Origin of the sequence: Microbacterium sp. B19, assembly GCF_000333395.1 — a bacterium.
Lineage (GTDB): Bacteria > Actinomycetota > Actinomycetes > Actinomycetales > Microbacteriaceae > Microbacterium.
This window is the reverse complement of record NZ_BADA01000148.1, coordinates 1-11034: the sequence shown is the minus strand read 5'-3', so window position 1 is coordinate 11034 and position 11034 is coordinate 1. Positions and strand designations below refer to the sequence as shown.

Annotated in this window: 18 protein-coding genes; 9 read left to right on the top strand and 9 right to left on the bottom strand. The window is 71.5% G+C overall.

The annotated features are described in order from the left end of the window. Positions 1–159: 159 nt before the first annotated feature. The gene (locus tag I5G_RS23925) at positions 160–585 is read right to left on the bottom strand and encodes a VanZ family protein (protein WP_022878239.1); all 426 of its coding nucleotides are present in this window, start codon (positions 583–585) and stop codon (positions 160–162) included. 121 nt (positions 586–706) lie between these two features. Here I5G_RS23925 and I5G_RS05860 point away from each other — a divergent pair, with 121 nt between their 5' ends. Next, positions 707–1096: a DUF3054 domain-containing protein gene (locus I5G_RS05860; RefSeq protein WP_022878238.1), complete on the top strand. Its 390-nt coding sequence runs from the start codon at positions 707–709 to the stop codon at positions 1094–1096. On the opposite strand, the gene I5G_RS05855 is transcribed toward I5G_RS05860, so the two are convergent. Continuing rightward, complete coding sequence (locus I5G_RS05855) at positions 1080–1589, bottom strand: glycine cleavage system protein R (protein WP_022878237.1); 510 nt, start codon at positions 1587–1589, stop codon at positions 1080–1082. The genes I5G_RS05860 and I5G_RS05855 overlap by 17 nt on opposite strands. A 65-nt stretch (positions 1590–1654) precedes the next feature. Here I5G_RS05855 and I5G_RS05850 point away from each other — a divergent pair, with 65 nt between their 5' ends. Beyond that, positions 1655–1942 (top strand): DUF6412 domain-containing protein, encoded by a 288-nt coding sequence (locus I5G_RS05850; RefSeq protein WP_022878236.1) that lies wholly within the window; start codon positions 1655–1657, stop codon positions 1940–1942. 84 nt (positions 1943–2026) lie between these two features. Next, the gene (locus I5G_RS05845) at positions 2027–2785 is read left to right on the top strand and encodes a membrane protein insertase YidC (RefSeq protein WP_026095679.1); all 759 of its coding nucleotides are present in this window, start codon (positions 2027–2029) and stop codon (positions 2783–2785) included. On the opposite strand, the gene I5G_RS20895 is transcribed toward I5G_RS05845, so the two are convergent. Further along, the gene (locus tag I5G_RS20895) at positions 2740–3987 is read right to left on the bottom strand and encodes an MFS transporter (RefSeq protein ID WP_022878234.1); all 1248 of its coding nucleotides are present in this window, start codon (positions 3985–3987) and stop codon (positions 2740–2742) included. The genes I5G_RS05845 and I5G_RS20895 overlap by 46 nt on opposite strands. A 648-nt stretch (positions 3988–4635) precedes the next feature. Between I5G_RS20895 and I5G_RS26375 the strand changes: the two genes are divergently transcribed. Both I5G_RS26375 and I5G_RS25720 read left to right on the top strand, forming a co-directional pair. After that, positions 4636–4896, top strand: a complete 261-nt coding sequence (locus I5G_RS26375) for a hypothetical protein (RefSeq protein WP_022878233.1) — start codon at positions 4636–4638, stop codon at positions 4894–4896. 39 nt (positions 4897–4935) lie between these two features. Continuing rightward, positions 4936–5088 (top strand): hypothetical protein, encoded by a 153-nt coding sequence (locus I5G_RS25720; protein ID WP_022878232.1) that lies wholly within the window; start codon positions 4936–4938, stop codon positions 5086–5088. Positions 5089–5138: 50 nt separating this feature from the next. Here I5G_RS25720 and I5G_RS05825 read toward each other — a convergent pair whose 3' ends face one another. Further along, the gene (locus I5G_RS05825; RefSeq protein ID WP_022878231.1) at positions 5139–5354 is read right to left on the bottom strand and encodes an SCO4848 family membrane protein; all 216 of its coding nucleotides are present in this window, start codon (positions 5352–5354) and stop codon (positions 5139–5141) included. Between the two features lie 21 nt (positions 5355–5375). After that, positions 5376–5717 (bottom strand): TraR/DksA C4-type zinc finger protein, encoded by a 342-nt coding sequence (locus tag I5G_RS05820; protein WP_022878230.1) that lies wholly within the window; start codon positions 5715–5717, stop codon positions 5376–5378. Between the two features lie 75 nt (positions 5718–5792). Between I5G_RS05820 and I5G_RS05815 the strand changes: the two genes are divergently transcribed. Next, positions 5793–6161: a DUF2834 domain-containing protein gene (locus tag I5G_RS05815; protein ID WP_022878229.1), complete on the top strand. Its 369-nt coding sequence runs from the start codon at positions 5793–5795 to the stop codon at positions 6159–6161. Between the two features lie 67 nt (positions 6162–6228). Here I5G_RS05815 and I5G_RS05810 read toward each other — a convergent pair whose 3' ends face one another. Continuing rightward, entirely contained in the window at positions 6229–7086 is an 858-nt protein-coding gene (locus I5G_RS05810; RefSeq protein ID WP_022878228.1) for an SDR family oxidoreductase, read from the bottom strand. A gap of 92 nt (positions 7087–7178) precedes the next feature. On the opposite strand from I5G_RS05810, the gene I5G_RS05805 reads away from it, so the two are divergent. From I5G_RS05805 to I5G_RS05795, 3 genes are read left to right on the top strand one after another with little or no spacing between them, the layout of a single operon-like run. Next, entirely contained in the window at positions 7179–7547 is a 369-nt protein-coding gene (locus tag I5G_RS05805) for a helix-turn-helix domain-containing protein (RefSeq protein ID WP_022878227.1), read from the top strand. Between the two features lie 26 nt (positions 7548–7573). Beyond that, positions 7574–8629 (top strand): aromatic acid exporter family protein, encoded by a 1056-nt coding sequence (locus I5G_RS05800; RefSeq protein ID WP_022878226.1) that lies wholly within the window; start codon positions 7574–7576, stop codon positions 8627–8629. Positions 8630–8679: 50 nt separating this feature from the next. Then, positions 8680–9342 (top strand): LON peptidase substrate-binding domain-containing protein, encoded by a 663-nt coding sequence (locus I5G_RS05795; RefSeq protein ID WP_022878225.1) that lies wholly within the window; start codon positions 8680–8682, stop codon positions 9340–9342. Between the two features lie 30 nt (positions 9343–9372). Here I5G_RS05795 and I5G_RS20890 read toward each other — a convergent pair whose 3' ends face one another. The 3 genes from I5G_RS20890 to I5G_RS05780 form a co-directional block, all read right to left on the bottom strand. Then, complete coding sequence (locus I5G_RS20890) at positions 9373–10074, bottom strand: SDR family oxidoreductase (protein ID WP_022878224.1); 702 nt, start codon at positions 10072–10074, stop codon at positions 9373–9375. Between the two features lies 1 nt (position 10075). After that, positions 10076–10459 (bottom strand): PPOX class F420-dependent oxidoreductase, encoded by a 384-nt coding sequence (locus tag I5G_RS05785; protein ID WP_022878223.1) that lies wholly within the window; start codon positions 10457–10459, stop codon positions 10076–10078. 72 nt (positions 10460–10531) lie between these two features. Beyond that, positions 10532–10930, bottom strand: coding sequence for a YchJ family protein (locus I5G_RS05780; RefSeq protein WP_022878222.1), 399 nt, complete (start codon positions 10928–10930; stop codon positions 10532–10534). Positions 10931–11034: the final 104 nt, after the last annotated feature.

Genomic DNA, 11034 nt, shown 5'->3' with positions numbered 1-11034 from the left:
TCCGCGGTGCGGGCCGCGCCCGCGGATCCCGCGACGGCGCGGGGCTCGGACTCGCCATCGTCGTGTCGATCGCGCGGGCGCACGGCGGGCTCCTCGAGCTGTGGCCGCGCGAGGACGGCGGGCTGCGTGCCCGCCTGCACCTCCCCCGTCGACTGCCGGTCACAGCCGCGCGATGAGCCTCACGGCCAGGACGAGCACGGTCCCCACGAGCGCTCCCGCGGTGTTGGCGACGATGTCGGCGACGTCGGGGACACGACCCGGGATGACCGTCTGAGCGATCTCGACGCCGCACGAGATCGCGAACCCCACCCCCACGGATGCCGGCACCCAGCGGAGCGGAAGCAGCGCGGCGATCGCGGCACCCAGCGGGACGAAGATCGCGATGTTCAGCGCTCGATCCGCGTCCCCGCCGAGCAGGAAGTCGGCCCACCGCGTCGGCAGCAGAGCGACGGCGTCGAGTGCCCACGAGCGTGCGGGCCAGGCCCACGACCGCGGCGCCAGGGTGAGCCCGGCGACCGCGGCGACGGCGAAGGTGGCGGCGAGAATGCGACCGGCGGTGAACGTCGGAGCGGGACGGGCGGACATCGGGCCTCCAGGGATCGGGAGACTCCATCGGACCGCGCGCGACGTTGTCCGGGCGTCTGCACGAACCGATACGTCCGCGATATGCGGTCGGGCGGGCGACCCGGCGGTGCGAGGATGGAGCGTGACGATCCGCCGCGCAGCCGTTCTCGCCCTGCTCCTCGATGTCGTGCTCGTGGTGGTGTTCGCCGCCATCGGGCGGGCGACCCACGACGGCGACATCCTCGGCCCGGGTGGATCGGGCCTCGCCACGACCGCGTGGCCGTTCCTCGCGGGGCTGCTGATCGGTTGGATCGTGAGCCGAGGCTGGCGGCGCCCCGCCGCCCCGCTGCGCACCGGGCTGCCGGTGTGGGCCGTCACGCTCGTCGCCGGAATGCTGCTCCGGGCGCTGAGCGGTCAGGGCGTGGCTTTGGCGTTCGTCATCGTCGCGGGGATCACCCTGCTGCTGTTCCTCGTCGGGTGGCGCGCGATCGCGGCGCTCGTCGCGCGCGTGCGGGTCAGTCGATCAGCGTGACGTCGACCTGGATCTCCGCCGCGAGACCCTGAAGGTCCTCCACCAGCTCGTCGACCCCGCCGCCCTCGGCCAGCGTCGCGGTGACCGACGCCTCGAACAGGCGACCGCCCGCCATCGCGGCATCCGTCGTCTCGGTCGACATCCGCGCGATGCTGGCGCCGCGGGCGCTCAGCGCGCCGGTGATCTCCCGCACGATCCCGGGACGGTCGTTGCCCATGACCGTCAAGGCGACGGTGCGGGCCGGGTTGGCCGTCGCGGGTGCCGGACCGTGCACCGTGACGCGCAGCGTGCCGGCCGCGGCTTCGAGCGCGGCCCGGAGGTCGTCGGCGCGCTCGGGCGCCACCGACACCTCCACGATTCCGGCGAAGGCGCCGGCCAGTTCCGCGAGCTCGCTCGTCTCCCAGTTGCCGCCGTGCGCGTCGACGATGTCGGCGAGGGATGCCACGAGCCCGGCGCGGTCGTCGCCCACCACGGTGATCACGAGAGTCGTCATGCTCGAAAGCGTAGCCACCGCGCCGCTGGTAGCGTGAGGGCTGGACCAGAGGGAGGGGGCACGGGATGATCGCGTCGTTCCTCAGCGCCCTGAACCTCCTGCTCGTCGCCACGGAGCTCGCGCTCGTCCCCGACGGCGGTTCGTCACCCGCCCCGCTGCTGGCCCTCGCGCTGGCCGCCGCGGTCGTGCTGACCGTCGCGATCGCCGTCGTGGTGTTCCGGCTCCTGTCCGGCTCGCCGCCGACCATGGCGACGCGCCCCATCGATCCTTCCGCTCCGCTCGCGCAGAGCGATCCCGACGCCGCAGGCCACCCGCGCCCGCGAGCTCCCGGACGCGCGGCCGCGGCCGCGTAGCACGCCCCCGCGCCCTCGACGGCGCCGCGGCGGCACCCCTTCGTGGCCGATCACGCCCTGATCGCTCCCACGAACGGACATTCCTTGGACTTCTTCGCCCTGCCGCCGCTCGCGGCCCTGCTCGACCTGACCACCCAGGGCCTCCTGGCCCTCACCTCTCTCCTCTCCCCGCTCGCGGCTGCCGCGGCGGCCGCGCTCGCCGTGGTGCTCGTGACCCTCGTCGTCCGCGCCGTGCTCATCCCCGTCGGGGTGTCCCAGGCCCGGGCGGAACGGGACCGCGCGCGGCTCGCCCCGCGCCTTCGCGTGCTGCGCGAACGCTGGGGCAAAAACCCCGAACGACTCCAGCGCGAGACCCTGCAGCTGTATCGCGATGCGGGCGTCTCCCCGTTCGCGGGATGCCTCCCCGTCCTCGCGCAGGCACCCGTGGTCGGCCTGCTGTACGCCGTGTTCCTGCACCCGACGGTGGCAGGACACGCCAACGCCCTGCTCACCGAGCAGCTCGCCGGCGTCCCGCTCGGCACGAGCCTCCTCGCCGCCGTCACGGGAGGGAGCGCGGATGCCACGACCGTGCTGCTCCTCGGGATCCTCGTCGCCGTGATCGCCGGCGCGGGCGAGCTCACGCGGCGCTTCCTGCGCCCGCCGTTCGATCCGGCGACCCCGCGCGCGGTCGTCGTGATGACGGCCGTGCTCCCCTTCACCACCGCCGTCGTCGCGCTGTTCGTCCCGCTCGCCGCGGGGCTCTACCTCGCCGTCACGACCCTCTGGACGTTCGGGCAGCGTCTGATCCTGCGCCGGGTCTATCCGATCGACGACGGGCGGGCGGCATCCCACCGTCCCGCGTGAACGAGGTTGACCGCGGCCATGGCGAGCACGATCAGCGCCGCCCCGGCCGGGAACAGCATCGCCGTCTCGACCGACACCCGCTCCGCGACGGCACCGGTGATGGCAGACGACAGCGCCTGCGCGAGGGTCAGCGCCGAGGCGAGCACCGTCATCGTCGTGGCGGTACGCCCGGCCGGGGCACGGTGTCCCGCGAGGCTGAACAGCGTCACGAGCGACGGGCCCACCCCGACGCCCATGAGGCACAGCACCGCGGTCACGGTGACGACGGACCCGCCGACCGAGTACGCCCCCGCCGAGGCGAAGAGCAGGATCGCGAACGTCACGAGCCGCCACCGGAGCGAGAAGCGCGCGGGAAGCACCGCCACCGCGAGCGCGAGCACCGCCGAACCGACGCCCATCACGCCGTACAGCAGGGCGCCGGCTTCGGCGGCTCCGCGCGCTTCCATGAACGCGGTGAGCGAGGTGAGCGTCGAACCGAAGAACGCGCCCACGCCGACGACGGCGACGACGAGCATGAGAACCGGCGGCCGGAGCAGTTCGCGCGCGGGTGCCATCGCCCCGCGTTCGGCCGCCACGGGAACGACGCGACCCGTCGGGTGCAGCGCGAACGCCGTGACGAAGATGAGGCTGAGGACCGCAGCGGCGACGATCGGCGCCCACGGCGCGAGGACCGCGGCAAGCACCCCGACGACGAACGGGCCGATGACGAACGCGGTCTCGTCGGCGGCGGACTCGTACGCCATCGCGCGCGAGAACGTGCGCTCGCGCCGGTCGGGCGCGATCCGGTCGCCGATCAACGCCATCACGCGACTACGCGACATCGCCGCGGTCTGCGGGCCGGTGAGGCCGATCGCCACGGCGGCCGCGAGCACGAAGCCGTCACCGATCGGGGAGCCCACGACGATCGGGAAGAGCGCGAGCAGGATGCCATTGGCCAGGCCCGTGGGAACGAGCACTCGCGACTGCCCGAACCGGTCGGCGAGGTCACCCAGGATCGGACCCGCCACGACGACGCCGATGCCGACGGCGGCCGACGTGAGTCCCCCGAGCGCGACGGAACCGCGCACCGCGACGACGAGCGCCAGCACGCCGACTGTCATCATCGCGAACGGGAGTCGCGCGACGAACGCGACGGGGAAGAACCAGAACCCCGTGTGGTGGATCAGCGAGCGGTGCGCGACGGTCGGGGCAGGGTGGTGCATGAGGATCTCCGGGGCAGGGGGCGGTGCCGCCTTGCCGGTCCGGTAGGTAGATGCACGAGGTGCGGCGGGCGAACCCGCCCCTTCATTCTACAGACGGATCCCGCGTTGCAGCGGGGATACTACTGGATCGCGTCTGCGATCACGAGCGACTTGCGACCACACTTCTTGGAAAGACGCTCATGCTGCTCCGAGTGACGGCCAGGAATGCTGGGGACGCTACCCATTCGGGTACGCAGTTCATCCACCTGGGGGGGACCAATGGCATTCACGTCGAAAGCACGCCGCTTCAGCGCAGGCGGCATCATACTCGGACTAGTTATCTCTGGCCTATCGGTCGGCGGGGCCGCCGCGTCGGCAGATACCGACCTCAGCGACCGGGATTCGTTGATCGCTGCATAACTCGGCTCCTCTGATCTGTCCGCAGGCGAGCAGAGCGCACTCGTCGATGAGTGGGAGCAGGCCAAGGAATCCTTGAAGGCAAGCGTGCGTCTGAACGCCGGCGAACGGGACGTACAGCGCGTAACCTTGAGCAACGGCACGGTACTCGAGGTAGGAGTCGAACCGGTAGCATCCCAGACAGCCTCGGGCTCTGCCGCCCGCGCCTTGACGGGCAGCTACCGGATCTGGGGCAGCAACGGATTCGCCTACATGGAGTACTACGTCAGGTACGGCGCGTCCGGCAGCTACACCACCGTCGTGGGCGACCCATGGGGCCAGGTGATCAATACGTACGCTTTCACCACCTGGGAAGGAAAGTGGTTCACCATCCCCCGCCGCACTGAGAACGCTTCTGTCGGCGCTTGGGTGAAGGGGTGGTCGAAATTCACCTATCCCAATAACGTTGCTCAGCTCGAGGGCGGCGTCGAGGCCATCGTCAAGAACGGCAACCTCGTAACAGGCGTCTTCTGACCGTCACCGCGATCGCATCACAACCTCAAGGAGAACCAAATGACCACGTCGGCAACCGCTTTGGGACTGATCGGCCTTTTGTTCCCTCTCGTTCTGACGGGCCTTTCCGTGTGGTTCGCCGTGTGGGTAATTCTGACCCTGAAGCGAATAAAGGGAACGGTCGAAGAACTGCACTCGCGCCTCGGCCGCTGACGCAAGTATCGGAGGCGCACTCTCGTCCGCTCGAGGGTGCGCTTCCGCTGCTAAGCGACGAGCGCCGCGATCGCCGAGACCACAGACGCGAGCGCGAGCACCAGGGCGAGCGCGATGAGCACCGTGTGCACGATGAGGAACGGGGTCGGCTTGCCCGCGGCATCCCGCGCCCGGGGGTCTTTCGCGATCCGCGGATAGAACCGGGGCCACACGACCGCGTTGAAGACGGCGTTGGCGAAGAGCAGGACGATCAGCAGCGGTTCCACCCTGCGAGCCTACGCGGGGGTTCAGGTCGCGCAGGCGATGCAGCGTCGCGCGGTCGGCCGCGCCTCCAGGCGTGCGTCCGCGATGGGACGGCCGCACACCTCGCACACCCCGAAGGTGCCGGATGCCACGCGCTCCCGCGCGGCCTGGATCTCGTCCCGCTCCACGCGCGCCTCGCGCGCCAGGGCGTCGACGTGCGCCCACTCCCCCGACAGCGTCGACCCCTCGGGGTCGTGCTCGTCGTCGGCCGTGGCATCCGCCCGATCGTGCCGCAGGCTCTCGGCGTCGGCGGTCAGGTGCCGCAGACGCCGCTCGACGGCACGGTCGAGCTCGTCGAGGAGCGCGGTGGCTCGGGTGGCATCCATCCCTCGAACGTAGCGCGGGGCACCGACAGCGGGGCGGGGCTGGATCGGGGGCGGGCGAACCGCCACGATCGGTCCATGGCTGACTTCACCAAGCACTGGACCCCGCTGTCGGTGGCGTTCCTCGTGCTGTCGATCCTCGGGCTCGTCGGAACCTGGACCTTCAACGTCCTGGCCGTGGTGCAGATGGCGGATTTCCTCGGCGACCTCGTGACCAGCGGCCCGGCGGTGTCGTCGATCACCGTCGACCTGCTCGTCGTGGCCGTGGCCGGCAGCATCTTCCTGCTCGTGGAGGCTCGGCGCCTCGGCATGCGGCACGCGTGGCTGTACGTCGTCCTGTCCGGGCTGACCGCGTTCGCCTTCACGTTCCCGCTGTTCCTCGCGATGCGCGAACGGAAGCTGACGGCCCGGCGCTCGCTCGCACACTCCGCTCGCGCGGACGCGTGAGTCGCCAGGATTTGTCGCTTCGGCTGCGCCTCGGGCGACAAATCCTGGCACCTCACGCGGGTCGGCGTCAGCCCTTCAGGGCGGCGCGCAGGCCCTCGACGAGCGGCGTCGTCGGGTGGCCGATGACGCGGGCGAGGGTGCCGTCGGTCTGCGACAGCGCGCCGCGGGCGATCGCGTCGTCGATGCCGGCGACGAACGCCGCGGTCCCGGCATCCAGGCCCGCCTGCTGGAGACCGGCGGCGAGCTGCTCGACCGAGACCGGCTGGTACACGACCGCGCGTCCGAGGACCTCGGCGGCAGCCGCGGCGAGCTCGTCGTACGTCCAGGTGACGTCGCCGGCGAGCTCGAGCGTCTGGCCCGCGAGGTCGTCCGTGGTCAGGGCCACGGCGGCGGCTTCGGCGTAGTCGCGGCGGTTGGCGCTCGCGACCCGGCCGTCGCCGACGGCGGCGACGATGACGCCGGACTCCGCGGCGCGCGAGACGGAGTCGAGGTAGTTCTCGGTGTACCAGTTGTTGCGGAGGATCGTGGCATCCAGTCCCGACGCGGCGATCGCACGCTCGGTGGCGAGGTGGTCCGCGCCCAGGGCGTACTCGATCTCGTCGACGCGCGGCGCGCTGGTGTAGACGAGGCGCTCGATGCCCGCGGCCCGCGCGGCCTCGACGACGTTGCGGTGGCCGGTGGCCCGGTCGGGGTCGGTGCCCGAGATGAGCAGGACGCGGGTGACGCCCTCGAGCCCGGCGGTCAGGGTCTCGGGCCGGGAGTAGTCGAACTCGACGACACGGATGCCGCGGGCGGCGAGGTCGTCGGCCTTGGCGGGGGTGCGGACGCCCGCGACGATGTCGGATGCCGGGATCCCGCGCTCGAGCAGAGCGTCGAGGACGTGGCGTCCGAGGTGGCCGTTGGCGGCGGAGACGAGGAGGGTCATGGTGTGTCCTTTCGGTCGGTACGCCGAGACCAACGCGCGCATCCGAGACACATTCCGGAATGTCGGTACCCACTTTCGAGTTAGGTACTGGCGTGATGGTGAGTCTTGCGGAAATCCGGGCCGAGCGGCCGGAAGCTTTTTCGGACGGGTGCCCGACGCGCACGGTCCTCGACCACGTGATGGGCAAGTGGGGCGTGCTGGTCCTCGTCGCGCTCTCCGACGGCACCCAGCGGTGGGGCGAACTCCGCCGCAACATCTCGGGGATCAGCGAGAAGATGCTCGCGAGCACGCTGAAGACGCTGGAGGCCGACGGGCTCGTGCGGCGGACGGCCTATCCCGAGGTTCCGCCGCGCGTCGAGTACGCACTGACCGCGCTCGGGCGCGACCTGATGACGCGCATGCTCCCGCTGATGGACTGGGTGGCCGACAACGCGGCCTCCATGCTGGATCGGCCGGACTGAGCCCGACCGCACCGTACGCTCGATCCATGCGCCTCCCGCTGCGACTCCCGCGTGAAAGCCTGAGTTTCCGCGCCCCGCGCCGGGGGCCGTTCCTGCAGGTGGCCAAGACGGCGGTGGCGATGATCGCCGCGTGGGTCGTGGCCGACCTCCTCGTGCCGGGCCCGCCCCCGATCTTCGCCGCGATCGCCGCGGTCCTCGTCGTCCAGCCGAGCATCAACCAGTCGTTCACGCGCGCGGTCGAGCGCAGCGTCGGCGTGATCGTCGGCGTCGTGATCGCCTCGGTGCTCGGCATCTTCCTCGGCTCGCCGACGTGGGTCATCCTGCTCGCGGGCGCGGTGTCGCTCGTCGTGGCGTGGGCGCTTCGCATGTCGCCCGGCGCGACGAACCAGGTCGCGATCAGCGCGGTGCTGGTCCTGGCTCTGGGTACCGCGACACCGAACTACGCGCTCGACCGCGTCATCGAGACGGTGATCGGCGCGATCATCGGCATCCTGGTGAACACGGCCCTCGTCCCGCCCGTGCTCGTGCCCGATGCCCGGTCCAAGGTCGACATCCTGGGCCGCGAACTCGCGGCGGCCCTCGAGCGTCTCGCCGATGCCCTCGAGACGCCGCAGACGCGCGAGGCCCTCGAGGGCCTCCTGCTCGAGGCGCGCCTGCTTCGGCCGGTTCGGGATGCCGCGGCCGACGCGATCCGCGACGGCGCCGACTCGCTGTCCCTCAACCCCCGCAGCTCCCGCCACCGCGCCGACCTCGCCGAGATGCAGGCACGGCTCGATCGCTTCACCCCCGTCGTGACGCAGACCGTCGGGATGACGCGCGCCGTCTACGACGGATACACGTCCTCGATCGTCGAGGACCCGTCGGTGCGCGCGATCGCCGAGCAGCTGCACCGCGCCGCGCACGACGTGCGCCTCGATTTCAGCCTCGAGGCCGACACCGAGCGCGACCCGGTCGCCGAGGAACCCGCGCTCACGCGTCCGCTGCAGATCCGCACGCCGTCCCCCGAGCACTGGGTGCTCATCGGCTCGTTGCTGATGGACCTCCATCGCATTCACGAGACGCTGAGCGACGAGCCCGCGTGAACTCGGCGCCGACGACCCTCGCGCCCCGCAGCGCTGGTTGACTGGTCGGCATGGGTACCGCGATGTTCCCGTTGGGAGCCGTTCTCTTCCCGCACACGCCCCTCGCGCTGCGGATCTTCGAGGAGCGCTACCTCGTGATGCTCGGCATGCTGCTGGACGAGGTGGACCCGGAGTTCGGGGTCGTGCTGATCGAGCGGGGCGCCGAGACCGGCGGCGGAGACCAGCGTTTCACGCTCGGCACGATGGCGCGGCTCAGCCACGTCGTGCCGCAGGCCGGGCAGATGTCGATCGTCGCGCGCGGCGCCGAGCGGTTCGAGATCGTCGAATGGCTCGACGACGCCCCGTACCCGCGGGCCGAGGTCCGGGCCCTTCCCGAGCTGGAATGGAACGAGGCGTTGGAGCCCCTGCTCGACGAGGCCGAGGGCGTGGTCCGGCGAGTCCTCGGTCGTGCGCGGGAGTACGGCACCACCCGCTGGGATCCCGAGGTGGAGCTGTCGGACGAGCCGCTCGAGCGCGCCTGGCAGGTGGCCGCGATCGCCCCACTCGGCGAACTCGACCAGATGGAGCTGCTGCGTTCGGCCACGATGGGCGGGCTGCTGCGGGCCACGATCGACCTCACGCTCGCCGCGGAGCCCCTGCTCGGCGACCCGATCCCCGACGGCGTCATCGTGGTCGTGGACGATCCCGATGACGACGCCGAGGACGACGACTGAGCCGGTCGGGGTTCAGGGCTCCGGACCAGCTCAGGGCTCCGGGTCGGCGAGCTCCGGGTCGGCGAGCTCCGAGTCGGCGAGCTCCGGGTCGGCCACGAGCGCCTCGGGGATGAGCGTGTCGCCCGCGCCGAACCGGATGAAGCGGCCGATCGTCGCGGATTGCACGAGGGTCGCGGCGACCACCGCCGCGACGTCCGCGCGCCCGACCTCGCCCTTGCCCTGCGGCGCGGTCGTGATGCGCCCGGTCGGCGGGTCGAGCGTGAGCGTCCCGGGACCGAGGATCGTCCAGTCCAGGTCGCTCGCGCGCAGGTGGTCGTCGGCCGCGAGCTTGGCGTCGGCGTACGCGAAGAACGGATCGTCTTTCGGGATGCCGTGATCCGGCGTCGACCCGATCCACGAGACCATTACGAATCGACGGATGCCGGCCTTCGCCGCCGCGTCCACCGCGCGCTGCGCGGCATCCCGGTCGACCGCGTACGTGCGTTCTGCCGACCCGCCGCCCGCACCGGCCGACCACACCACGGCGTCGGCGCCGTCGAAGGCCTCGGCGAGCGCGTCGACGTCCGCCTTCTCGACGTCGAGCACGAGCGGCTTCCCGCCCGCGGCCTCCACGTCGGCGCGATGGTCCGGGTTGCGGACGATCGAGATCGCCTCGTCGCCGCGTTCGGCCAGGAGACCCGCGAGGTGCAGCGCGACCTTGCCGTGCCCACCGATGATCACGATGCGTTCCATGTCACTGACCTCCGACCTTCTCGACCGACATCTTCAGGACCACGCGGTCCGCGCGATCCGGCGGCGGCTGCTGCCCCGCGTTGCCGTAGCGCTGGCCGAGACGGACGTAGAACGCCCCCTCGGGATCGGGCACCTCGTCCACCAACCGTCCGCGTACCTCGATGTAGCGGTACGGCTGGTCGGGGTCGAAGACCATGAAGCTCATCGACGGGTTCGCCTGCAGGTTGCGGTACTTCTGGCGGGTCGTCGTGTGCGTGAAGAGCACGTGCTCGCCGTCGAACTCGAACCACATCGGGTTGACCTGGACCGTTCCGTCGGGGCGGACGGTGCCCAGGGCGCCGTAGTTCGGGTTCTCGAGCAGGTCGCGAAGCGCATCGGGGATCATGCGTGTCCTCTCGTCGGGTGTCGCTTCGCGAGCCTACGCACCCCCGCCGACACCGCGGCCGGGGTTGACGGGTCAGTCGACGTCGCCGTCGACGTACACCCAGCGCCCGCCGCGCCGGACGAACCGGCTCCGCTCCGCCAGCACGCCCCGGTCCGCGCCGCGCCGCCAGGACGCGCGGAACGTCACCGTCGCGGCATCCCCGTCCTCGCCCGCCTCCTCGACGACGAGTCCCTCCCACACCGTGCCGTCGTCGAGATCGACGTCGTCGGGGCGGGTCCGTGGATGCCACGTCCGCACGAGGTAGTCCGCGTCGCCGAGCGCGAACGCGGTGTACCGCGACCGCATGAGCCGTTCCGCCGAGGGCGCGGCCGCGCCGTCGAGGAGCGGCCCGCAGCACTCGCCGAACGCCGCGCGCCCGCACGGGCACGGCGCCGAGGCCGCCGGTCGAGGGGAGCGAACGCCGAAGGACACCCCGACACTCTAGGTTCCCGCACGGCATCACTACCCTGAGCACATGGCATCCCGTCCGGAAAAGCTCTCCTCTTCGACACGGCGTCCCTGTACTTTCGCGGCTT

Coding starts and splice junctions, on each gene's coding strand:
- I5G_RS23925 (WP_022878239.1), bottom strand. CDS start 585: ATGTCCGCCCGTCCCGCTCCGACGTTCACCGCCGGTCGCATTCTCGCC.
- I5G_RS05855 (WP_022878237.1), bottom strand. CDS start 1,589: ATGACGACTCTCGTGATCACCGTGGTGGGCGACGACCGCGCCGGGCTC.
- I5G_RS05850 (WP_022878236.1), top strand. CDS start 1,655: ATGATCGCGTCGTTCCTCAGCGCCCTGAACCTCCTGCTCGTCGCCACG.
- I5G_RS20895 (WP_022878234.1), bottom strand. CDS start 3,987: ATGCACCACCCTGCCCCGACCGTCGCGCACCGCTCGCTGATCCACCAC.
- I5G_RS26375 (WP_022878233.1), top strand. CDS start 4,636: ATGGAGTACTACGTCAGGTACGGCGCGTCCGGCAGCTACACCACCGTC.
- I5G_RS25720 (WP_022878232.1), top strand. CDS start 4,936: ATGACCACGTCGGCAACCGCTTTGGGACTGATCGGCCTTTTGTTCCCT.
- I5G_RS05820 (WP_022878230.1), bottom strand. CDS start 5,717: ATGGATGCCACCCGAGCCACCGCGCTCCTCGACGAGCTCGACCGTGCC.
- I5G_RS05815 (WP_022878229.1), top strand. CDS start 5,793: ATGGCTGACTTCACCAAGCACTGGACCCCGCTGTCGGTGGCGTTCCTC.
- I5G_RS05810 (WP_022878228.1), bottom strand. CDS start 7,086: ATGACCCTCCTCGTCTCCGCCGCCAACGGCCACCTCGGACGCCACGTC.
- I5G_RS05800 (WP_022878226.1), top strand. CDS start 7,574: ATGCGCCTCCCGCTGCGACTCCCGCGTGAAAGCCTGAGTTTCCGCGCC.
- I5G_RS05795 (WP_022878225.1), top strand. CDS start 8,680: ATGGGTACCGCGATGTTCCCGTTGGGAGCCGTTCTCTTCCCGCACACG.
- I5G_RS20890 (WP_022878224.1), bottom strand. CDS start 10,074: ATGGAACGCATCGTGATCATCGGTGGGCACGGCAAGGTCGCGCTGCAC.
- I5G_RS05785 (WP_022878223.1), bottom strand. CDS start 10,459: ATGATCCCCGATGCGCTTCGCGACCTGCTCGAGAACCCGAACTACGGC.